Here is a 23,312-nt window from a genome sequence, read left to right as displayed (position 1 = left end):
ACTGAGTCTGACACCAACAAATCAGGCGCAAGGACTGGCACCCACTCCGATGTGCTTATCCTCGGTGCTGGGGTTTCAGGGCTTTATGCTGCGTGGCTGCTTGAACAGCAAGGCAAGAGTGTAACCCTGCTTGAGGCGCGTGACCGTGTGGGCGGGCGCGTCATGACCTTGATGGATCAGCCGGGATATCCGGAGATGGGCTTCAATGCGTTTTACGGCGGCTATGGGCGCAGCCTTGCTGCGGTTGAGCGGACCGGCGTTAAGCTACAGGAACTCGGCAAGCGGATTTTTGGCGGTATACCGCCACAGATCCACGTAGATGGGCAGTTTTTTACCCGAGAAGCTTGGGCAGCTTATCCGGGCAATCCGTTCCCCGAACGTTACAAGACCGCATTTCCGGGCGAACTGGTCGCGACTGTGATGATGGGCAATCCCAAGCTCAAGAACGCCCTGGCCTGGCGCGATCCGGCCAATGCCGCCCTTGACGTTCCTTTGTATGACTTCCTCAAAGCAGAGGGCCTGTCGGATCCTGCGATCCATCTGGCACAAAACCTTTCGCCCTATTACGGCTATAACGCATGGGATGTTTCTGCCCTGATGCTGGACTACCATTACGGAGTGATGGGCGCGCAGGCAGAGGTAAATCCTGGCATCTGGGCAGTCGAGGGCGGAAACATTCAGTTTCCTCAGGCAATGGCAGAACAGATCAAGGGTGACTTGCTGCTCGGGTATGAGGTGGTGGCAATCCGCCAAACTGATACCACTATCACCGCGCATTGCCGCGACGGGTCGAGCTTTACCGCTGACCGGATTGTCTGCTCACTGCCATTCTCCGCACTGCGCAATGTCTCACTCGACCCGGTCTTGACTGGTCCGCAAGCACAGGCTGTCCAGGCACTGGGGTATCTGCCCATCTCCATGGTCTTCATCACGGCAAAATCGCCATTCTGGGAAGAAGACGGGATCGCGCCAAGCGTTTGGACTGATGGTGTTCTGGGCAACGTAATGGCGCAGAAGTTTGGCGACGATCCAGATGAGATTACCGGATTTGTCGTTCAGTCGCGCGCTTCTCTGGCGGACTATTGGGACGATCTCGGCGGTGACACAGTCAAGGAGATGGTCGTCAACAAGATCGAGGAATTGCGGCCTGCTGCAAAGGGCAAGATCGAAGCGCACTCCTATTGGAGTTGGGGTGAGCAAGCCTTCACCGGTGGTGATCTCTCCTATTTCAAGCCGGGCCAGGTGGCCGCGTTTGTGAATGAAATGTCGAATCCGTCAGGTCGATTGCATTTCTGTGGTGAACACACCGCGACGAGCGCTCGCGGCCTCGAAGGAGCCATGGAATCGTCGGAGCGTGTCGTGCTCGAGGTGTTGTCTGGCTGAGAGCCCGACCCAGGCACTGCCGCAACCCCAGTTTTTGTAAATGAAGGAAACGAAAGATGCCTATTGCAAGCCAATTTTCAAAGCAGGGTTTGAAGGGCGCATTGCTCGCCGGCTCGACAGTATTGCTCATGGGTTGCTCTGCCAGCGCCGCAAGCACCGCTCATGCAGCGACCGTTTGCGAAGATTGCCCTGAGATGGTTGTTGTTCCGGGCGGAACCTTTACGATGGGGCGCGATGGGGGTGAGCCCGATCGCTATGATGGCCCGCCGCACGAAGTGACTTTACCCAGCTTTGAGCTGGCGAAGTATGAAGTAACCCATGGCGAGTACAAAAAGTTCGTCGAAGAGACCGGACATGTTTCTGCTCAGGCGTGCAGCGTGGCCGTTGATGGTTTGTGGGGGCATCGCGACTGGGCGAACTGGGAGAACCCGGGGCTGGGGCGTGATCCGCAGGACAATGAGCCGGTTGCATGCGTGTCATGGAATGATGCGACCGCTTATATAGCCTGGCTTTCCGACAAGACCGGCCAACCTTATCGCCTGCCAACCGAAGCCGAATTTGAATACGCGGTGCGCGGCGGAAGCGATTCAACTTTCCCGTGGGGCGAGGACCCTGAGACTGGCTGCGAAGTAGGCAATTTCTTCGATAGCCAAGGCAAGAAGGCCGTTCCGGATTTCCCGTGGGAAGGCACTGAATGTTCAGACGGGTTCGGCATGGTTGCGCCTGTCGGCAGCTTCAAGCCAAACCCTTATGGCCTATACGACATTGTTGGAAACCTGTGGGAGTGGACGCAGGATTGCTATGTCCTGCCATACCCTGAGGACAAGCCTGTCGATGGGACAGCACAGGAAGTAGATGGCGAATGCGAAATGCGCACGGTTCGCGGCGGTAGCTGGGAAACTCGTGCAAGCCGCATGGCCTCTGCATGGCGTGGTCGTGACAAGCCGCATGAGGCTTTCCGGACCTTTGGTTTCCGTTTGGCAAAGTCAATCGAGAAAGCCGATTGACACTCTACAGCAGCGACCGGGATTATCCCGGTCGCTGAGCAGCTCTGGTTTGGTGAGCCTAGCCTGACTCGCGGGCGGCACGCTGGATCGCGCGGGTAATGCGCGGGTAGGTCCCGCAGCGGCAGACATTGGTGATCTGACTGCGAATGTCTGCCTCGCTAGGGGAAGGGTTCGATTGCAGCATCACCTTTGCCGCCATGATCATACCGGGCTGGCAATAGCCGCATTGAGGAACCTGCTCCTCGATCCAGGCTTCCTGCAGTGGATGCAATCCGTCTTCGCTCAGCCCCTCGATAGTGGTGATCGGGCTGCCTTCGACATCCTTGACAGTGACCGAGCAGCTGCGCACCGCGTTACCATCTACTTCGACTGTGCACGCCCCGCAAACACCCACGCCACATCCGTATTTGGTGCCTTTCAGGCCTATGGCATCGCGGATCGCCCACAACAGGGGAGTATCCGACGCGACATCGATCGAGCGGTTTTCGCCATTAATGTTGAGAGTGATGCTCATCTTTGAACCCAGTATCCTGCGTCGACGATAGGAAGGTCACGAATGGCCTCTCCCGTCGCGTCTCTGATTGCCCCGGTCAGCGCAGCTGCAACTGGAGGCACGCCTGCTTCACCCACGCCCCCAAGCTCCTCCGGGGTTGCGATCAAATGTACGTCGATCCTCGGAGAATTGGCCAATGTTACAACGGGATAATCGGCATAGTGGTTCTGTTCGACCTGGCCTTCCTTCCATGTGATCTTGCCGAACAGCGCAGCGGAAAGGCCAAAGATGATCCCGCCTTCGATCTGAGCGATCACGTTGTCAGGATCAACCGCGAGACCACAATCAAAAGCGCAGGTGATCTTCTCGATCTCGACTTGCTTGTCCTTGACCGATACTTCGATCACCTGAGCAATATGTGAATTCCACCCGCTGGCATACGCAATTCCCCGACCTGTTCCATTCGGCTTTGGAGCAGTCCAGCCTGCCTTCTCGGCAGCCAGTTTCAGAACCGCTGCACCGCGCGGGTTCTCGATCATCTGTTCGAGCCGATACTGATATGGATCACGGCCCAGTTCACCCGCGATATCGTTGATTAGAGCTTCGGTGAAGAAGCCGTTGGACGATGCAGTTACCGATCGCCAATAGCTGGTCGGGATGGGTGCCTCCAACTCGGCCGCGTCAATGCGCTTGGTGCCAACATTATAATCAGGCGAAATCAAGCCAGCGATGATCGACGGGTCGGCTAGGCCCTCGAAGCGCAGGAAACCGGTCGTCATTGCTTGGCTCGCCGCGCGGCTGTGAACCGCCGCCATGGCTCCGTCAGGGGCGAGGCCAACCTTTGAGCGGACCGCAATTCCGGCGCGATAGTGGCTATGCTTCATATCCTGTTCGCGTGACCAGATCATTTTGACCGGTCGACCGGGCTTCGCCTGAGCGATCTGCGCCGCCTGGATCAGGAAATCGCGATCGTTCTTGCGACCGAACCCTCCACCCAGATAAGTCCGATTGACGATGATTTCCTTTGCCGGAATCCCTGTTGCGGCTGACACGTCTCGCGGGATCGACTCTCCCGATTGCGTCGGCGCCCAGAATTCGCATCGCCCCGGTTCAACCAGCGCGGTTGCACACATCGGTTCTAACGTCGCATGTGCAAGATATGGCACACTGTATTCGAACTGGAGCTGGCGTGCAGAATTGTTGATGGCAGCATTGACCTCGGCAAGCTCTGCCGACTGGATCAAGTTCGGTGGCCACCCGCCAACCGGGAATGGCAGTTTGTTCCTGTCGTTGTCGAGCTCCTTGCGAAAACTCTTCATCAGCTGATCGGTATCGACGCGTCCTTCTTGCGGGGTCTCGAAAGTGATTGTGTTGACGGCCTGCTGCGCCTGCCAATAGCTTTCTGCAATGACTGCTACAGCTTTGTCGAGCGGTACGATCTCGACCACGCCCGGCATGGACCTCGCTTTGCTGGCGTCAAAATTGCCTAGCTTGGCTCCCGTCACGGGAACATGCCGGACGGCGGCATGAAGCATGTCGGGTAGCTCAACATCGATCCCGAATTCGGCAGTCCCCATGACCTTGGGCGGGATATCCTTGCGCGCTGTAACCTTGCCGATCAATTCGAAGTTTTCGGGGTCCTTCAGTTGAGGATTTTCAGGGATAGGAAGTTTTGCCGCATCCTCGGCAACGTCGCCGAAGCCAAGCGTCTTGCCCGTTCCACGATGCGTCAGCACGCCCTTCGCAACGTCGACTTCATCGACCGGGACGTTCCACTGCGCCGCTGCTGCCGTTGTTAGCATTTGCCGCGCGGCTGCGCCCACATTGCGCAAAGGTTCAAAGTAGCTCATCACAGCATCGCTGTTGGCACTGATCTGACGGCCGTTGGGTTTGGCAAATACCGGGTTGAAGCCTGACAGGCGTATTTCGACTTTCTCCCAGTCCGCGCCCAGTTCCTCGGCGATGATCTTGGGCAAGGTTGAGGAAACACCTTGCCCCATTTCCGCGCCGGGGGTGGTGATTGCAACGGCGCCATTGTCGAAGATCTCGATATAGGCACCCAGTTTACCGGCAGGGACGGGATCGCGGGCTCCGATGCCGAGAACATCGCAACCAGCAAGCATGAAGCCAGCACTCAGACTGGCGCTGCCCAGCAAGAAGGATCGACGCCTCACAAGGATTTCACGACTATTCTGCATCATTGGCACAAGTCGCTTGAAGGTAATCGGCAATCGCTTCGCGGTTTTCTGCGCTAGGGACGCCGCCGAACGCCATGGCGTTTCCGGGAACCAGAGCCATGGGCTTTTCTAGGAAGGACAGCATTGTTTCGCGATCCCACGTCAATCCATCGTTTGCTGCTTGCTTGAAAGCTGTCGAGTAGTTGAATTCCTCTAGCGCACCAGCCTGCCGCCCAATCACGCAATGCAGGTTTGGGCCTACCTTAGGCGGAGCTTGTGGTTCGACCGCATGACACGAAGCGCACTGGAGAAATTGCAATTTGCCGGGCGCATCGGCGCTCGCCAAGGTCTCGGCAGGGGCGCTTGGCTCCGCGGCAATTGCTGTCTGGCTCTCGGTATCGTCAGGCTGCGACGCATCGCTGCCACAAGCGACCAGCGCCAATGCAAGGATAAAAGTGGAGATTATGCGAAACGGACGGGTTTGCATTGAGCAAGGATCCTCTTTTGCTAGTCATCTGCTGGTTTCATGCCGGAGGCTACGAACCAGGAACGGAAAACGCCCTTGTTCTCAGGCGCGAAATTTTCTGGCGTGCTGTCAGCTGAGCCGGTCGCGTCCTGATAGCCGGTAGCGACATCCGTGAAGCCTGCCACTTTCAACAGCGTGTCATAGTCCGCGCTGATCGCAGTCTTCCAGTTAGGCTCGTTATTGAATTCACGCTCTAACTCGCCGCGCACCTGCGTCCACAGGGTTTCGTCCTCATAGCGCTGAGGCACTTCGAGATGCGCGACTATCCCGCCCGGGCGCAGCAATCGGTAGCATTCGTTCAAGATGTTCGACATGGCTTCCGGACTGGTCTCGTGGAACATCGCGCAGCTGAATACGCAGTCGAAGCTCTCGTCCGGGTAGGGGGTCGATTCCGCGCTGCCCTGCTGGAAATGGACCGCCACGCCGAGATGGCGCGCGCGCGCCAAAGCATAGCGAAGCATGGATGCTCCGACATCGAGCGCGTGAACCTCTGCATCGGGATAGGTCTTTGCGAGCGGGACCACCGAAGCACCGATCCCGCAACCCATCTCGAGGATTTTCTCAGGCTTGAAATCAGGCCAGCGCGAATGGAGATGCGCTGCCAGTGTCCAGCCGCGCCGGTCGTTGAGGAAGCCGCCGTTCTGTCCGAGCATATAGACCGCGCCTCCGCGATCCATCAGCGCGCCCTGGACCAGACTGCCATCGTCGAGCGCATAACCGCCCGGCATCATATGAATATCACCTTCCGCGATATATTCCGGCTGCTCCATTTCTGGATCGAGCTTAAGCGAGCCGAGATCCCCCGGCGCCTGCGATGCAATTTCCTCAAGCTCCGCTGCCTGGCGTTCGACGCTATGCCCAACGAGCGACCACAAAAGTTCCTGGGATCCGCGATACAGACCGACAAAGCGCGAAAATCCGGGCATTTTTGAGACCGCTTCATAGGTCGAGTCGACCCGCGAGTTGCTTTGCTCTCCGGGATCGAACGACTCGGCAAGCTTGCCGGCAAGCGGGTCGATGGTTCGGAACATGTGGACCTTGAGATCGCGTACGAACATTTGCTCTGCGAGTTCATCATGCGTTGGTTTTGCCAGCATTGCATGCGTGTCAGTCATCGCGGTTCTCCTGTTGAGCAATATCCTTTTCCAATCCTGCGGCGATCGGCTGCATGACCTTGGCGACGATGGAAGAGCGCAGCGCATCACGGCGATCAGCATCTTCTTGAGACGGAGCGAAGCCTTCAATCGCATCTCGTGAGAATGGACCGCCTGCTTCCAAGAGGCTCTCAACCGTATCCAACCGTTCTCGCAAGACCGACACTTGAGACGTCAAGGTAATAACCATCTGAAGCAGGGCCTCCTCCGTTTCGGAAAGACCCTCGATCGGCAGTCTGCGCTTGTGCGTGTGATGCATGGATTGGACGACCTCCCAGCTGAATCAAGATAATAGTCGAGCATTATCGCTCATGTCGGAAAGCCGCGATGAGTAGTCGATAGGTGGATAGTCCTGTGCCACCGATTGCACGAATGGCCTTCACAACCGCACCTTTCCCTTCGGAGCGGGATGGGGTCGAAGCACCCCGAATCTCCATTACTCTTGGTCGAGGCGCTGAATATTATGCAGCACATTCAGTCATGACATCAGCGAAAGCAACCGCACCCACTTCCTCCGTCTTGCCGGAAGAAACCAGCAATGCGGGCGCTGCTACCAGTCCAAAGTCGGCTATCATCGGTTGGGGGATAGGCTCGCTCGGCATTGCCTTGCTGTACAATACGACCAGCATGCTCATGCTGCGCTACCTGGTCGACTACATCGGTATTGCAGCCGGGCTTGCATCAACCCTGATCGCGGTTTCAAAGGTCTATGACACCGTCACAGACCCAATGATGGGCGTCATTACGGATCGCACCAAATCACGCATGGGCCGGCGCCGCCCATGGCTGTTTCTTGGTGCAATTCTGAGTGCGCTGGCGCTTCCGATCCTTTTTATGGACGTACCGTTTACCGGTACGGCGCTGATCGTATGGGTGCTGTTCGGTCTAATCTGGTACGCGACGGCCTATACAGTCTTTTCCGTTCCTTACATGACCATGCCAGCGGAGATGTCGGACGATCCGCACGAGCGATCCGAGATTTTCTCCTGGCGTGTAAAGGCGATTGCGGTGGGGCAACTGGCTGCTGGTGCAGGTGGCCCTGCGCTCATCGTCTATTTCGGAGGGGGGCAGACCGGCCATATTATGATGGCTACTGTGCTCGGCGTGCTGATCCTGATCTCTATGATGATCTGTTTCTTCATGACGCGCACAGCACGCTCATTACCGATGACCGTGGTGAAGCACTCCACGTTGAAAGAACAGGCACGCTCGCTACTTGCGGACCGCAACCTCACCTGGCTGCTGAGCGCAAAGATGATGCACCTGATCGCGGTGGCGTTCGGCGCGTCGAGTATGGCGTTCTACACCATGCGCGTGCTGCAGGTTCCGGACACCTATCTCAGCCTGATTATCGGATCGGCTACCGCCGGCATACTCGTCGCAACGCCTGTCTTGACCCGGATTTCCAAGCGGATCGGCAAGCAGGCAACCTATTCGTTGAGCGTCGCGATCTATGTGTGCGCGAATATGGCCTGGTACTTCTGTGAAATCGGTTTGCCCGCCTGGGTCTATGTCGCGATCGGCTTCACGTCCGGTGTCGCCGGTGCGGGAATGATGCTGATCGCCCAATCACTGCTTTCTGATATCATGGCCGACGATCGGGCGCGCAATGGCTACTCGCGCGAGGGTGTCTACGCGGGCTTCTACACCACGGTAGAGAAGCTCTCATACGCAATTGGCATCGTGTTGGTTGGAACGTTGCTGCAGGCTTTCGGCTACATCGAAGGCGGCGGCATGGACATCGTCCAGCCTGACAGCGCGATTTACGCCATCCGCCTGTCAGCATCGGTTGCGCCTGCGAGCTTCGCGATCCTGGCCGCGATCATGATGACACAGGTCAAGCCGGAGAACCTTTCAAGGCGCGAGGAAGGCTAATGCTGACCGGTCGCCGCCAGTTTCTTGCTAGCGGCGCTGTTGCGCTGGGGCTTGGACTGAGCGGAGCAAGCACGCGCCTGCTCGCATACGAGACCAGCGCAAAAAAGCAAACCGTCGCCCGCGGTTACACAACTTGCCGCTATGGTCAGTTGCATTACCTGCGCGGCGCGCCTGCGGACGGTCTTGCCAAGCATCCGCCACTCATCCTGCTGCACCAAACGCCATCCTCGAGCGCGGAATATGCCAATCTCGTCGCGGAAATGGCCAGGGACCGGGTGGTCATCGCATTCGACACACCCGGCAGCGGCATGTCGGACTGGCCGCCGGGACCGATGGAGATGCCTGGCTATGCCTTGGCCTTTGCGGACGGGATCGAAGCGATGGGCCTGTCAGCAGCAGGCCCGGTTGACGTGTTCGGCTATCACACCGGCACACTGCTGGCAGCAGAGCTTGGTATTGCGCGGCCGCGCAATGTGGGACGACTGGTCATGTCCGGCATTCCCTATCGATCCGTGGAAGAACGCAAGGAGCGTCTCGAACAGATCGAGAAAGGCCCCAAGCTAACCGAAGACGGCGACGAGATCCTCGCGCACCAGCGCAATTTGTGGGATTACGTTGTCAAGCGCCGGGACAAGAGTATTCCGCTGCGCCGCGCAGCGCAGCTTTACATGGACAAGGCCAAGCCGATGGACCGTTACTGGTGGTCCTATCGCGGCGTATGGACCTACGAGGTCGAGGAGCGCTTTCCGCTGATCACACAGCCCTTGCTCGTTATCCAGCCGCACGAAGCGCTGTTGCAATCCTCCCGCGACGCCGCTGCGCTTGTAAGTGATGCACGGGTGGTGGAACTGCCTGAGCTCAGCACCGACGTCTTCGAAATCGGGATCGATCAGTTCGCGCGCGAATTGCGCAAATTCCTCGTCTGAACGAAGCGGGGATGTAATCGGGAGTTGCGACGTGACGCAGCACAGCCAGCCCTATTCGGCTGAAGTTATCATTATCGGAGCGGGGCTGTCTGGCCTCAACGCAGCGGTGCAGCTCACTGATGCCGGGGTCGATGTACTCGTGCTGGAAGCAGCCGATCGGATAGGCGGGCGCGTCCATACGATTGACCTTGGGGCCGGTCCGGAGGAAGCAGGCGGCACAACCTATGGCCCGACGCACAAGCGTGGGCTCGCCCTGCTTGAGCGGTTCGGGATTGAAACCGTGCAGTTCACCGACGATGTCAGCTACGCCTACTCGGTCAATGGTCATATCTGCACCGCGGAAGAATGGCCCACTTCGCCCGGTAATCTGCTGGTCGGCGAAGAACGCGAGATATTGCCGTCTCGGATCGACAATTACTTCATGCAGGCGTTCCTGCCTTTTCACGGTCTGGACGACTGGCTGAAACCTGAATTTGCGAAATACGACATTCCGTTTGGCGATTTTCTGCGCTCGCAGGGAGTGTCGGACGAGGCGCAGCGGCTCGTAAACATGTGCATCAACACCGACGATATCGAGACTGTCTCTGCGCTGTCGATTTTTCGCGATGCAATCAAGTGGCGCGAAGTGGGCTATGACGATCCGAAGAACTTCAACCAGTATGGCGATGCGCAATACCGCCCCGTGTTCGCCAAGAACGGTGCAATCTCACTGCCGAACGCCATGGCAGCGCATTTCGAGCGCGCTCCGCAGCTGGGCAAGAACGTTGCCGCGGTCCGCTACGACGACAGTGGCGTAACGGTCGAATGCCTGGACGGCACATCCTATCGCGCTGCGCAGGCGATCATCTCCATCCCGGTCATGAAGCTGGGGCAGATCGAATTCGACCCGCCTTTGCCCGCGCCGCTGCGCCGGGCAGTGCAGACGGCGAAGGCTTCGGGCAACACCACATTCTACATGGTGGCGAAGCGGCACTTCTGGGAGGATGACGGCCTTCCCATGTCGACCTGGAGCGACACGATCTTCGAGCGCATCTTTGTCGGCAAGCTTGCCAATGGCGATTACCGCGTGCGCGCCTGGATCAATGGCGACAATGCGCGTCGGGTCGACAAGCTGGGCGATCAAGCCGGGGACGTCCTGCTCAAGACCTTTGCGAAAATCAGGCCAGCGACCGAAGGCGCGATCGAAGTTGTGGGATCCTACAGCTGGGGTTCGGACCCGCTGATCGGCGGCGAGAAATACGTGATGGGGCCAGGCGACGTAACGCGCTTCGGCAAGGTCTTGTCAGAACCGGTCGGGCCGCTGTTCTGGGCGGGTGAACATCACAAGGGCCGCGATCAGGGGCTCGAAGCTGCGCTCCAATCGGGCGAGCGAGCCGCGGCGGAGGTTCTTGCGCGCCGTGAACGGCCTACTGGCATCTCCCAAAAAACCAATCAGGGAATTGAAGCATGAGTTTGCGCATTACCATAGGAAAGAAAGCAGCCAGGATCATCGCAGCGTTAGCTGCGCTCAGCGTGCTGCTACTCAGCCCCGCGCAAGCTGGAGCGCACCCACAAGAGCCGCCTGAGATAAGTTGGGAAGAATTGAAGGCGAAATATGCGCTACCGAACTCGAAATTTGTCGAGATTGACGGGGTCAATGTGCACTATGTCGACGAAGGCGAAGGCCCTGCTGTGGTGCTGCTCCACGCTTCGTACAACAGTCTGCTGACTTGGAATGGCACCGCCGAAGCGCTGAAAGCCAATCACCGCGTGATCCGCTTCGATTTTCCGGGTGCGGGCCTTTCCGGAACGGAAACGAAGCCAGTGCCCGAAGGCAAGTACAACATGATCGAGCGCTATCATGAAATCCTTGCAGGGCTCGTCGACAAGCTTGAGCTTGAGCAGTTCGCGCTCATTGGAACCTCCAGCGGAGGGAGCGTCGCGTTTCGCTATGCATCACGCCACCCGGATCGCCTGAGCCGTCTTGTCCTGATCAATTCAGCCGGGCTGCCGCGCACCGCGCAAACCAATCCGCTGCGCGAGCTGCCGCAATTCGCGCAATGGGAGAACATGAAAGTGCGCCCGCTGGAGTTCTGGCAGGAAAGCCTGTCGCGCAACTACTTCCAGATCGACGGTGCGCCAGAATGGCAAGTCGAGCAGGCGTATGATTTCCGCCGCCGGGCAGGACTAGCGGATGAAGTGGAGCGGTCATACGGCTTTGCGACTGGCGATCCCAGAGCGCTGCTGGGTGGTATTCGCGCGCCGACCCTGATCATGTGGGGTATGTCCAACCCCACGGTCATGCATCTCGAGGCGGACGTCATTGAACACTGGATGACCGGCGCGCCCACGACGATCCGCAAGTACGAGGGTCTTGGCCATTATCCCTATATCGAGGCACCGGAGCGATTCCTGCCCGATCTCGCCGCGTTTCTCTCAGGGGAGATGGACGAGGAGCTGCGCCGAACCGCCCGCGTTTCAGCTGAGTGTGTATGCGAGCAATAATTGTGCTAAAACCGCGCTGTTTCGCGCAATTATGACCGCCTTGCGGAGAAAATGGAGCTTTCAAGGCTCCACCACGCTCCCTTGTCGTAGATTCCATATTGAGAGGAACCACGAGGACTGCAGTCGGGACTGATCCTTCAAGAGATCCAGCCGCCACGGTCCTTGCATCTCGAACGGGGAGATACATCATGCGAAACACCTTTAATTTCGGTCACAAGACCAAACGTGCAGGGCTGCTGCTAACCTCAGCTCTTGCAACAGCAGCCTTCTTGCCAGGCATCGCTGCCGCTCAGGACGAAGCCTCTGCAGAAGAGGATATTGACGATGATCGCGTCATCATCGTTACCGCGCGTCAGCGGGCTGAGAACATCCAGAGTGTGCCACTGGCCATTACCGCCTTTGATGCGGAAGCGATCAAGGACAAGAATATCGAGAACCTCGATGACGTGGCGCGCTTCACCGCCGGTTTTGCGTTTGAAGACGGGCAGGGCGGTTTCGCCTTCCCGACCATCCGCGGCCAGTCGCAGTTGTTCACGACCGCTCGCGAGCAGCCCACCGCTGTATTCCTCAATGGCGTTTACCTGCCTCGCTCATGGCTCGTCGACCTCGGCGTCAAGGACTTGCAGCGGATCGAAATCGTCAAGGGCCCGCAGAGTTCTCGCTATGGCCGAAATGCCTTCTCCGGTGCGATCAACTACGTGTCGAATTCCGCCGATCTCGAAAAGACGGGCGTCAATGGTTCGGCCACGTATGGCAACCGCGAGCGGTTTGATATCGGCGGGGCGGTGAACATCCCGATTATCTCGGACAGGCTGGCGATCCGCGCTTCGATGGACCACACCCAGAATGACGGGACGTGGAAAAACACTCACCCCAATAATGGTTTGATTGATGGGCCAGCCACAGAAGGCAATGTTGGAGGCATCAATCGTGAGGCCTATTCGTTGAATATCTTGGCCGAGCCGGTTGATGGGCTGCGTATTTCAGGACGCTATAATCGTTTCGAAATAGCAGACGAAGCAACTGCAGGTTACTGGCTGAATACGAACCTCAACCAGGGTACATGTGGCACCGTCATTCCTGAATCCGATCCATTGCCCGCGGTTGGGCCGCGCCTTTTTTGCGGCAATTTCGGAGTTTTGGACGACACTGTTGAAATCGAACCGCGAGCTTATGGCCGGCGGGTCGATGCCGATATCTATGCACTGGACGTGAACTGGGAAATCAGCGAAGCGGTTACACTCAGTTACCTGTTCGGCAGGGTCGAAGCCCGGTCGGATGGCCAGTACAGCACAGAGCCGGACCAGGTCGCTTGTGGCGGTCTGGGCGGTCTGTTCGCTCTTACCTGTAACTTCCAGGGTGGTTTGACCGGCGAAGTCGAATACGATTCGCATGAAGCCCGTGCGCGTTTCAGTTCTGGCAATCTCGATATCGAGGTTGGCGGCATATATGTGGACGGTGAAGACCGTCCGGTTGCCATCAGTGTCAACATTCCGGCGGGTGGTTTGACCAACCAGAGGGTTGATCCTGTCAACACGACTGCATTCCCGGATTTCTCCAATTTCATCTTCGGTCGCGAAATCACTGTCACCAAGGTGAAAGCACTGTTCGGTGAGATCGGTTATGCGTTCAATGAAGGTGCGACCCGCGTTTCGGCTGAAGTTCGTTATACCGACGAGGAACTAACGACCACCAACCTGCGCGCGGCGCTTGGGCCCAACAATCCCTTGAACGAAACTTTCAAGTTTTGGACCCCGCGCTTTACGCTTGAACATGACATTGGTGAAGACACTTTGCTCTACGCGACAGTTGCTCGGGGCGCGAAAGCTGGTGGCTTCAACGCCGGTGCCTTCAACCCTGACAATCTGACGTTTGATCCAGAATTCAACTGGACGTATGAAGTTGGCGCGAAGGGTTCGTGGTCCAATGCAACCGTGAATGTTGCTGCGTTCATGACCAAATGGAGCAACCAGCAGGTCACCGCAGCTGATCCCGACGACCCAGGCGATTTTTCGCGTGTGCTGATCCGCAACATTGGCGATGCCACAATCTATGGTGCCGAGCTTGAAGCAGCCGTGTGGGCAAGCGATAACCTCTCCTTTGACGGTACCTTGTCCTACATTTCTTCCACGTTCGATGATGGAACGGTGGACGTTGCCTATCGTGCGTTCCGCTTTGGCTATCCGCCAAGCTGCGACGGCATCGTGTGTGATCCTGCCACAGGCGACATTAGCGGTAACGACCTTCCGCGCACACCGCGCTTCCAGGCATCTGCGGGTGCTGAATATCGTGCGCCATATAATGGCAACGGAGATGAATACTTCATTCGGGTAGACGGTTCCTATCAGGACGGTTTCTTTGCCGACACGATCAATGCTGCGAAATCGCCTTCCCGTTTCCTCGCCAATGCGCGCGCAGGGATCGAGTTCGGCAATTTCGACATCGCGATCTGGGCTCGTAATATGTTCGACAAGAAGTATGTTTCGACCTCGACCTCGATCATCCAGAGCGGCGGTGGTAACCTGTTTGGCGCCTATTACGGTGAACGTCGAACGGTCGGCATTACCGCGTCGTTCGACTATTGATTGTTCTGGGCGGCACGTCAGGCTGAGCCGTAAGGCCAGCTCAAGACCGTGCCGCCCGGACCATCATGCAAATCCAAGTCAAGGTAAGGCGTGACCCGATCGCACGTCGTCTGGAATGATCACATCGCGCTTGCCATGGCCGCCAGCCAAGGGTGGGCTCTGTGCACTATCGTGGCCATAGAAGGGTCGTTTTCGCGTCGTTTGGGGGCGCAACTGGCCGTTTCTGACCAAGGCGAGGTGGTCGGGTCTCTTGCTGACGGCTGCCTTGAGCGGCAATTGGTGACTGAAGCTGATTTGGCTCGGCAAGATCAAAGTCCAAGGCTTGTGCGGTTTGGCAAAGGCTCGCAGTCAATCGATTTCCAGCTGCCATGCGGCAGCTCGATCGATGTGCTGGTTGATCCTGAGCCGAATCGTGTTGAGCTGCGTGAGGCATTGGCGTCCCTTTCTCGGCGCGATCTAGCGTCGATTACGCTGCCGATAGTAGGCGAAGCCGAGTTTCCAAAACGGCACTATCGCCCTGCGCCTCGGCTGCTCTTGCTTGGGACAGGCCCGGAGGTCGATGCGGCCCTGGATCTGGCTGCGAACCTCGCGATTACAGTGGATGTTCAGCGCCCGGCGGGCGAGGGTGGCAGCACGCAAGGGCTGTTCCTTGGCAAGATACCGTCTGGCCTGTGGGCAGATCGCTGGACTGCCATTGCCCTGCTCTTCCATGATCACGAGTGGGAGCGAGCGCTGCTCGCATGGGCGCTCACTACCGATGCGTTCTTTGTCGGAGCGCAGGGAGGTGCACAGATCCGAAGCCGCAGGCGCGAAGATTTGCTGGCAGCCGGACTGGATGAAATCGCAATCGCGCGGGTCAGCAGCCCGGTCGGATTGATTCCTCACGCTCGCGATCCGCAGACTCTTGCCTTGTCCCTTCTTGCGGAAGTGATTGCGAAATACGATGCCGGCGCAGCGGGCTGACCATGGCAAACTACTGCCAGTGATCCTTGCCGCCGGTCGGGGGGAGCGGTTTGGCGGCGATAAGCTCAATTCGCTCTGCGCTGGGAAACCACTCGGCCACTGGGCGTTGCAGAGGGCAAGCGAGGCGGGCTTCGGTACGGGCCTCGTGGTATACAGCGAAACTCAGACGGAATTTCTGACCGGTTTTCCAAGCTGGACAATTCGCCAGATCGTTAATCCGAGTGCCCAGATGTCGGATAGTCTCCATTGTGCGGTGCGATATGCCAGCGAAGTTCGCGCGGAAGCGATCTTGATCCTTCTTGCCGATATGCCGCTGATCGATCCGCAGCATCTGAAAATTCTGGCGAAGCAAGAGGGGGTGGCAGCGACCCTCTACCCGGACGGAAGAACCGGTGTGCCTGCGAAAATTCCGGAACAGCACTATTCGCAGCTGTTGTCTCTCCATGGTGACCGCGGAGCTGCAAGTTGGTTGAACCATCTATCCCATTTGACCCGCATGGAGGCACCAGCTGATTCGCTCCTTGATGTCGACACGCCTGAGGCGCTGGCCGAGGCAGAACGGTTGCTTGAGGGGGCCTGAGGACCGATGGGTTAAGAGGGTTGCAACAGGTCCCGGTTAAACTCGATTTGCTCGCTTAACCAGGTGCTGAGAAAGCGAACTTTGGCGAGCCTGTGCGTGTCCTGGTGGGTCACGACCCAGAAGCTTCTCGTGATGCGCAAATCAGGTAGCACTTTCACGACGTCCGGGCTGCGATCCCCCATGAAGCATGGCAGCACGCCAATTCCGCCGCCGCCTGCGATCAAATGGAGCTGCGCGTTGATGCTGGAAGATTGCACCGAAGGCTTCAAACCGACGTGAACTTCGCTGAGATAATCGAGTTCAGGGGCGTAGATAAGGTCAGAGATGTAGCCAACCAGGCGATGGTTTCCAGCCAGATCGCATGCTGCTTGCGGAATTCCGTTCTGCTCAAGATAGGCCGGCGATGCGTAAAGCATCAGGGTGTAATCTGCGAGCTTTCGCGCAATCAGCGGACCGGATTTCGGCCGCGACAGCATAACAGCTATGTCCGCTTCGCGCTTGGACGGACTGAGGAACCCACTGCTCGCCACGAGTTCTACGTTTAGCTCTGGTTGAGTGCTGGCGAGGATCGGCAGCCGCGATGCCAGGAACCAACTGCCAAACCCTTCCGATACGCTAAGCCTGATTTGACCAGCCAGCCCGCGACTGTCCGGAGCAGACCCGGTCAGCTTTGAGGCGGCGTCGGCCATGCGCTCAACTTCGACGAGCATGCTCACGCCATGTTCCGTCAATGTCTGCCCTTCGCGGGTTTGCTCGACGACGCGCTGGCCAAGCGAGCGCTCGAGCCTGCGCAGCCTTCGGCTGACAGTTGTTTCGTCGACCCTCAGAGCCTTGGCCGCGCGCGCAATCTGTCCGCTTCGCGCAACGGCGTAGAATATGCGCAGGTCATCCCAATTTATTGGCTGCATAATTGCAGGTCATATCTGCAAAGTTTCGCCTTGTCTGCAAAAGAGCTCATAGGCATCATCGTATTTGAAAAATTGGGAGTCATTGCGATGCGTCAGATCGAACATTTCCTCGCTGGGGGCTCAACTGCCTATGGAAAGCGCTCACACCAGGTTTGGAACCCCTCGACCGGTGAAGTTCAGGCGGAAGTCGGCTTAGGCGATGCCGCCTTGCTCGATCAGGCGGTTGCGGCAGCCAAGAAGGTCCAGCCAGCATGGGCTGCGACCAATCCGCAAAAGCGCGCGCGGGTGATGTTCAAGTTCAAGGAACTGATCGAGGCAAACATGCAGGAACTTGCCGAATTGCTCAGCTCCGAGCACGGCAAGGTCATCGACGATGCCAAGGGCGATGTGCAGCGCGGGCTCGAAGTTATCGAATACGCCTGCGGTATCCCGCAAGTCCTTAAGGGCGAATATACACATGGCGCTGGACCGGGCATCGACGTCTATTCTGTCCGCCAACCACTCGGTATTGGTGCTGGCATTACCCCGTTCAACTTCCCGGCGATGATCCCGATGTGGATGTTCGGCATGGCTTGCGCGGCGGGCAACGCCTTTATCTTGAAGCCTTCCGAGCGCGATCCTTCGGTGCCGGTTCGCCTGGCGGAGTTGTTCCTTGAAGCGGGCGCACCTGAGGGACTGCTGCAGGTCGTCCATGGCGACAAGGAAATGGTCGATGCCATCTTGGATCACCGCGACATCGCCGCGGTAAGCTTTGTGGGAAGCTCGGACATCGCACACTACGTCTACAAGCGCGGGGTCGAGAATGGCAAACGCATCCAGGCGATGGGCGGGGCGAAGAACCATGGCATCGTGATGCCGGACGCAGATCTCGACCAGGTGGTGAACGACCTCGCTGGCGCGGCCTTCGGTTCTGCGGGCGAGCGCTGTATGGCTCTGCCGGTAGTGGTGCCGGTGGGCGAGGACACCGCCGAACGCTTGAAGGAAAAGCTGATCCCGGCGATTAACGCCTTGCGCGTCGGCGTCTCCAACGATCCCGAGGCGCATTACGGTCCGGTCGTCACGCCTGAACACAAGGCAAGGGTGGAGCAGTGGATCACCACGGCCGAGAAGGAAGGCGGCGAGATCGTGATCGACGGGCGCGGCTTTACCCTGCAAGGCCATGAGAAAGGCTTCTTTATCGGGCCGACGCTGATCGACCATGTTACACCGCAGATGAAGAGCTATCAGGAAGAGATCTTCGGTCCGGTGCTGCAGATCGTGCGCGCGAAGGACTTTGAAGACGCAGTTCGCCTGCCGAGCGAGCACCAGTATGGCAATGGTGTCGCGATCTTCACTCGCAACGGCCATGCTGCACGCGAGTTCACCGCGCGCGTCAATGTCGGAATGGTCGGAGTCAATGTGCCGATCCCGGTGCCGGTGAGTTACCACAGCTTCGGCGGATGGAAACGCTCTGGATTTGGCGACATCGACCAGTACGGCACCGAAGGCCTGAAGTTCTGGACCAAGCTCAAGAAGGTGACGCAGCGCTGGCCGGACGGCGGTGGTGACGGGAGCAACGCCTTCGTCATTCCAACGATGGGATAGGAGAATGGCCATGAAGATTGCATTCATCGGGCTCGGCAACATGGGTGGCGGGATGGCCGCAAACCTGGTCAAGGCAGGCCATGAGGTGCGCGCATTTGACCTGTCGCAAGACGCGCTCGAAGCAGCGGAAGCCAATGGCTGTAAGACATTCGGCTCAGCCCGCGATGCGGCGGAAGAGGCCGAGGCGGTGGTCACGATGCTTCCTAACGGTGAAATCGTGCGGGACGTCTATACCACGGATATCATTGGTCAGGCGCCTGAAGGCGCTATCCTGCTTGATTGCTCGACCATCGATGTGGCGACCGCGCGCGAAGTTGTCGAACATGCCGAGGCGGCGGGCTATGACATGGTCGATGCTCCGGTTTCCGGAGGAATTGCGGCGGCCAATGGCGGAACGCTCACGTTCATGGTGGGCGGCACGGAAAGTGCCTTCAATCGCGCTGAAGGGGTGCTGAAGGCGATGGGCAAGGCAGTGATCCACGCAGGCGAAGCAGGCGCGGGGCAGACTGCCAAGATCTGCAACAACATGCTGCTCGCAGTCCATATGATCGGCACGTGCGAAGCGATGATCATGGCCGAGAAGCTCGGCCTCGATCCGCAGAAATTCTATGAAATCTCCAGCCAGTCCTCTGGCTATAACTGGTCCCTCAATGCCTACACCCCTTTGCCGGGAGTTGGTGTCGCGAGCCCAGCCGACAAGGATTATCAGGGCGGGTTTGCGACAGCGCTGATGCTCAAGGACTTGCGGCTTGCGATGGCAGCGGCTGAAGGATCAGGTAGCGCTGTTCCCCTGAGCGCACGGGCCGCTTCCTTGTATGAGGACTTTGCGGGCGCAGGAAACGGCGCGCTCGATTTCTCTGCGATCATTCGCACCTACCAAGCCTAGCGAACAGAACGCGGAAAACTCCGCATGACACGCTGGCTCAGGCGACGGCCATCAGGGTAGCGTTGCCTCCGGCAGCGGTCGTGTCGATCGAGGTTGAGACTTCCTCCAGCATCCAGTCCCTGCGGTAGGGCCGTTCAGGAGAACCAAGCTGGACAGTCGGGATTGGCCCGTCCTTGGCGGCGATCGCCGCGAGGATTGCAGTGATACCATCACCATTTTCCTCGATCAGAACATGCGCGAAAGACGGCTGACCCTGCCAGTCCTCAACCCACTCGACGCGGCTTAGCTCATACGGCGAGAGCGCTTCAGCTATCGTCCGCGCCTTCTCGGGCAGAACCGCGACATTGCCGGTCTGCGTCACCGCATCCAGTTGGTCACGCAGGCCTTGCTCGCTTGCTGGGAGCAGCAGGACCCGCCCGCGTGGATGGACTGAATAGAGATTGCGCTCTCCCACAGGCCCGGGAAGTTCCACCGCCTCGCCAATCGCCGGTGCCTGATTCGCAAGGCCATTGACCAGACGCCCAAGATAGAGCGGTCCGCCTGCCTTGGGACCTGTTCCGGAAAGCCCGCGACCGCCAAAGGGCTGAACGCCCACAATCGCGCCGATAATGTTGCGATTGACGTAAATATTGCCTGCTTGAGCCTGAGCGGTGATCTGGGCAATGGTTTCGTCAATTCGGCTGTGCACACCGAAGGTCAGTCCGTAGCCGGTCGCGTTTATCTGCTTCAGCACCAAGGGCAAATCGCGCCGCTCGTAGCGCAGCACATGCAGTACCGGTCCGAAGACTTCGCGGCCCAGTTGACCAATAGCATCGATCTCGATCAACGTCGGCGCAACAAAAGTCCCGCGCTGAGTGTTCTCGCCTAGCTCCAGCTGCTCGACTGCGTGACCTTTCGCGCGCATGGATTCGATATGCGCATTGATCGAGCGCTGCGCATCCTCGCTGATCACAGGGCCGATATCGGTACGCAGTTCGTCGGTCGAACCGACCCGTAGTTCGGCGAGAGCGCCCCGCAGCATTGCGAGTAGTTCGTCGGCTATATCCTCTTGCACGCACAGGATACGGAGAGCTGAACAGCGCTGACCTGCACTGTCGAAGGCGCTGGCGATAACATCGCGCACGACTTGCTCTGGCAGGGCAGAGCTGTCGACAATCATCGCGTTCTGCCCGCCCGTTTCTGCGATGAGCGGGATCGGAGAGCCGTCGGCAAGCGTGCGCTCTGCCAACTGGCGTTGAATCAGCTTGGCCACTTCAGTGGAGCCAGTAAAGATCACTCCGCAAATTTCAGGTGCTGCCACCAATGCGGCGCCAATGTCTCCCGCTCCTGGCACGAATTGTAGTGCGTCTGGCGGCACACCTGCTTCGTGCAGGATTGCGACCGCCTGTGCTGCGATCAGCGGGGTCTCTTCGGCTGGCTTGGCGAGTACGGGGTTGCCTGCGACAAGTGCTGCGGCAACTTGACCGGTAAAGATCGCCAGCGGGAAATTCCACGGACTGATGCAGACGATCGGGCCGATAGCGGGCGTCTGGCTCAACGTCTCGCGTGCCTGACTGGCGTAATATCGCAGAAAATCGACCGCTTCGCGCACTTCGGCGATGGCGTTGGCTGCGGACTTGCCCGCCTCGCGCATAATGAGACCAAGTAGCTCTTCCATCCGGCTCTCGAGCAAATCGGCGGCCCGCTCAAGGCACGCGGCGCGCTCGCTCACAGGAGTGGTTGACCAGTTGGCGAATGCTGAAATGGCGATCTTCGCGGCGAACGCCGCGTCGCGTGGCAAAGCGTTCTCAGCATGGCCAACAATGTCGCGCTTGTCAGCGGGATTAGTTACCTGAACCGCTTTGCGGGTCGCTTGCAGAGCGGGGATGAGCGGCGTTGCAGACCAGCTCTTGGCAGCGCTGGCCTGCAAGGTCTCTGACAAGCGAGCAAGTACACTCTCATCGCTCAAATCGAGTCCGCGCGAGTTGGATCGTTCGGGATAGAGATCACGCGGCAGCTTTATCAGCGGGTGGGTTGAACCGACCGGTTGGATCGCTTCGGCCTCCGCAACGGGATCAGCCGCAAGTTCCTCGACCGCGACATCTTCGTCCCAGATCCGGTTGACGAAAGACGAGTTCGCGCCGTTCTCCAGCAAGCGCCGCACCAGATAGGCGAGCAATGTCTCATGTGTTCCGACCGGCGCGTATATGCGGCAGGGGCGGCTCAGCTTCCTCGGTCCGACGACTTCTTCATACAGCGCTTCGCCCATCCCGTGGAGACACTGGAACTCGTAATCGCCCAGCGCGAATTCGGACCCTGCCATGTGGTAGATCGTCGCTAGCGTCTGGGCGTTGTGTGTTGCGAACTGCGGGAAGACATGTTCTCGGGCGGCGAGCAACTTCTTCGCACAGGCAATGTAGCTGATGTCGGTGTGGACTTTGCGCGTGAATACCGGAAAGTCAGCTTGTCCCTCAACATGGGTGCGCTTGATTTCGCTGTCCCAATAGGCGCCCTTGACCAGCCGCACCATAATCCTGTGGCCGCTGCGCCTGGCAAGATCGACGATCCAGTCGATGACGAAGGGACAGCGCTTGCCATAGGCCTGAACCACGAAACCAAGCCCATCCCATCCTGCAAGGTCAGGATCGAGCGCAAGCGCCTCAAGAATATCGAGCGAGAGCTCCAGTCGGTCAGCTTCTTCTGCATCGATATTGAGCCCGATGTCGTAATTCATGGCGAGCAGGGCGAGTTTGCGCACCCTTGGCAAAAGCTCGCCCATTACGCGATCGACTTGCGAGCGCTGGTAACGCGGATGGAGCGCCGAGAGCTTGATCGAAATCCCCGGCCCTGCATAGACGCCGCGGCCTGAGGCTGCCTTGCCGATTGCATGGATCGCGCGCTCGTAATCCGCGTAATATCGCTTCGCATCGCGCATGGTCATCGCCGCTTCGCCGAGCATGTCATAGCTGTATGAAAAGCCCTTGGCTTCCTGTTCGCGCGCGCGCTTCAAGGCATCCTTGATCGTTTCTCCGGTGACGAATTGCTCGCCCATCATCTCCATTGCGAGGTTGACCCCGCTGCGGATGACGGGTTCGCCGGCGCGCTTGATCAGGCCAGCGAGCGAGGAGCCGAGATTGTCCTCTTTCACCGGCGAGACGAGCTTTCCCGAGACCACCAATCCCCACGTCGCTGCATTGACGAAGATTGAACGGTCGCCGCCAAGGTGGGAATCCCAATCGCCAGACGCGATCTTGTCGCGGATCAGCGCGTCGCGCGTTGCATTGTCCGGTACGCGAAGCAGGGCCTCTGCGAGGCACATCAGCGCCACGCCTTCCTGGCTCGACAAAGAGTATTCCTTGACCAACCCTTCAACCCCGCCGCGCTGCCCCTTTTCGCGGAGGCGGCGGACGAGATGCTGCGCAGTCTTGGCAATCGCTGCGCTCTTGCCTGCTGACACGCGCGCGGCTTCGACGAGCGGCAGCACTGCTTGTGGTTCAGGCAGGCGATAGGCCGCTGTTATCGCGCGCCGCAGCGGCGTGGGTTCACCCGGTGACGGTGCAAAGTCTCGGAATGGCTGCGGCTGTGCCTGTTGCGCAGGAATTTCTGACATGATCTAGTTCGCTCTCTTGCCAGCACGGTTGCATTTACCGTCCCGCGGCATTCTAATTTCACCTGTTACCAATTTGGCATCATTTCAAGCCGGATTGATCATTCAAGCGCTTGGGTGAGGATTATTGCGGGCGGGCAGCTGACGCTGCAAGCAAGTCGGACGTCCCATGACAGTTGAATGACGAAGCCAGCG

18 protein-coding genes are annotated in these 23,312 nt (G+C 58.5%); 11 read left to right on the top strand and 7 right to left on the bottom strand.

Annotated elements, in window-relative coordinates; genetic code table 11:
- Positions 1-51 precede the first annotated feature (51 nt).
- On the top strand, positions 52-1,383 hold the full coding sequence (locus ACG9DO_RS13565) for a flavin monoamine oxidase family protein (RefSeq protein ID WP_394728804.1): 1,332 nt from the start codon (positions 52-54) through the stop codon (positions 1,381-1,383).
- Between the two features lie 56 nt (positions 1,384-1,439).
- Positions 1,440-2,390 (top strand): formylglycine-generating enzyme family protein, encoded by a 951-nt coding sequence (locus ACG9DO_RS13560; protein ID WP_394728802.1) that lies wholly within the window; start codon positions 1,440-1,442, stop codon positions 2,388-2,390.
- Between the two features lie 58 nt (positions 2,391-2,448).
- Here ACG9DO_RS13560 and ACG9DO_RS13555 read toward each other — a convergent pair whose 3' ends face one another.
- From ACG9DO_RS13555 to ACG9DO_RS13535, 5 genes are read right to left on the bottom strand one after another with little or no spacing between them, the layout of a single operon-like run.
- Complete coding sequence (locus tag ACG9DO_RS13555; protein WP_394728800.1) at positions 2,449-2,904, bottom strand: (2Fe-2S)-binding protein; 456 nt, start codon at positions 2,902-2,904, stop codon at positions 2,449-2,451.
- On the bottom strand, positions 2,901-5,084 hold the full coding sequence (locus ACG9DO_RS13550; RefSeq protein WP_394728798.1) for a molybdopterin cofactor-binding domain-containing protein: 2,184 nt from the start codon (positions 5,082-5,084) through the stop codon (positions 2,901-2,903). The genes ACG9DO_RS13555 and ACG9DO_RS13550 overlap by 4 nt, the downstream gene beginning before the upstream one ends.
- A complete protein-coding gene (locus ACG9DO_RS13545) occupies positions 5,071-5,547 on the bottom strand; it encodes a c-type cytochrome (protein WP_394728796.1) in 477 nt (158 codons plus the stop codon). Before ACG9DO_RS13545 ends, ACG9DO_RS13550 begins: the two co-directional genes overlap by 14 nt.
- Before the next feature lie 20 nt (positions 5,548-5,567).
- Positions 5,568-6,701: a class I SAM-dependent methyltransferase gene (locus ACG9DO_RS13540; RefSeq protein WP_394728794.1), complete on the bottom strand. Its 1,134-nt coding sequence runs from the start codon at positions 6,699-6,701 to the stop codon at positions 5,568-5,570.
- A complete protein-coding gene (locus ACG9DO_RS13535; protein ID WP_394728792.1) occupies positions 6,694-6,999 on the bottom strand; it encodes a hypothetical protein in 306 nt (101 codons plus the stop codon). The genes ACG9DO_RS13540 and ACG9DO_RS13535 overlap by 8 nt, the downstream gene beginning before the upstream one ends.
- A gap of 221 nt (positions 7,000-7,220) precedes the next feature.
- On the opposite strand from ACG9DO_RS13535, the gene ACG9DO_RS13530 reads away from it, so the two are divergent.
- From ACG9DO_RS13530 to ACG9DO_RS13500, 7 genes are all read left to right on the top strand, one after another.
- A complete protein-coding gene (locus tag ACG9DO_RS13530) occupies positions 7,221-8,615 on the top strand; it encodes an MFS transporter (RefSeq protein ID WP_394728790.1) in 1,395 nt (464 codons plus the stop codon).
- Complete coding sequence (locus ACG9DO_RS13525) at positions 8,615-9,541, top strand: alpha/beta fold hydrolase (protein WP_394728788.1); 927 nt, start codon at positions 8,615-8,617, stop codon at positions 9,539-9,541. The genes ACG9DO_RS13530 and ACG9DO_RS13525 overlap by 1 nt, the downstream gene beginning before the upstream one ends.
- 31 nt (positions 9,542-9,572) lie before the next feature.
- Entirely contained in the window at positions 9,573-10,991 is a 1,419-nt protein-coding gene (locus ACG9DO_RS13520; protein ID WP_394728786.1) for a flavin monoamine oxidase family protein, read from the top strand.
- Positions 10,988-12,025 carry an alpha/beta fold hydrolase gene (locus ACG9DO_RS13515; protein WP_394728784.1) on the top strand — a complete coding sequence of 346 codons (1,038 nt, stop codon included), beginning with the start codon at positions 10,988-10,990 and terminating at the stop codon, positions 12,023-12,025. Before ACG9DO_RS13520 ends, ACG9DO_RS13515 begins: the two co-directional genes overlap by 4 nt.
- A gap of 188 nt (positions 12,026-12,213) precedes the next feature.
- A complete protein-coding gene (locus ACG9DO_RS13510) occupies positions 12,214-14,610 on the top strand; it encodes a TonB-dependent receptor (protein ID WP_394728782.1) in 2,397 nt (798 codons plus the stop codon).
- 90 nt (positions 14,611-14,700) lie between these two features.
- Positions 14,701-15,573: an XdhC family protein gene (locus ACG9DO_RS13505; RefSeq protein ID WP_394728780.1), complete on the top strand. Its 873-nt coding sequence runs from the start codon at positions 14,701-14,703 to the stop codon at positions 15,571-15,573.
- A 19-nt stretch (positions 15,574-15,592) separates the two neighbouring features.
- Positions 15,593-16,153, top strand: coding sequence for an NTP transferase domain-containing protein (locus ACG9DO_RS13500; RefSeq protein WP_394728778.1), 561 nt, complete (start codon positions 15,593-15,595; stop codon positions 16,151-16,153).
- An 11-nt stretch (positions 16,154-16,164) separates the two neighbouring features.
- Here the strand turns inward: ACG9DO_RS13500 and ACG9DO_RS13495 are convergent, their stop codons facing one another.
- A complete protein-coding gene (locus ACG9DO_RS13495) occupies positions 16,165-17,061 on the bottom strand; it encodes a LysR family transcriptional regulator (RefSeq protein WP_394728776.1) in 897 nt (298 codons plus the stop codon).
- Between the two features lie 87 nt (positions 17,062-17,148).
- Between ACG9DO_RS13495 and ACG9DO_RS13490 the strand changes: the two genes are divergently transcribed.
- Both ACG9DO_RS13490 and mmsB read left to right on the top strand, forming a co-directional pair.
- Entirely contained in the window at positions 17,149-18,645 is a 1,497-nt protein-coding gene (locus ACG9DO_RS13490) for a CoA-acylating methylmalonate-semialdehyde dehydrogenase (RefSeq protein WP_394728774.1), read from the top strand.
- A 10-nt stretch (positions 18,646-18,655) separates the two neighbouring features.
- Complete coding sequence (gene mmsB, locus ACG9DO_RS13485) at positions 18,656-19,531, top strand: 3-hydroxyisobutyrate dehydrogenase (protein WP_394728772.1); 876 nt, start codon at positions 18,656-18,658, stop codon at positions 19,529-19,531.
- Between the two features lie 37 nt (positions 19,532-19,568).
- Here the strand turns inward: mmsB and putA are convergent, their stop codons facing one another.
- A complete protein-coding gene (putA, locus tag ACG9DO_RS13480; RefSeq protein ID WP_394728770.1) occupies positions 19,569-23,120 on the bottom strand; it encodes a bifunctional proline dehydrogenase/L-glutamate gamma-semialdehyde dehydrogenase PutA in 3,552 nt (1,183 codons plus the stop codon).
- Positions 23,121-23,312: the final 192 nt, after the last annotated feature.

Origin of the sequence: Altererythrobacter sp. GH1-8 (genome assembly GCF_043702085.1) — a bacterium.
GTDB lineage: Bacteria > Pseudomonadota > Alphaproteobacteria > Sphingomonadales > Sphingomonadaceae > Erythrobacter.
Note: the sequence above shows the minus strand (reverse complement) of the source record. Positions and strands in the feature narration are given on the sequence as shown.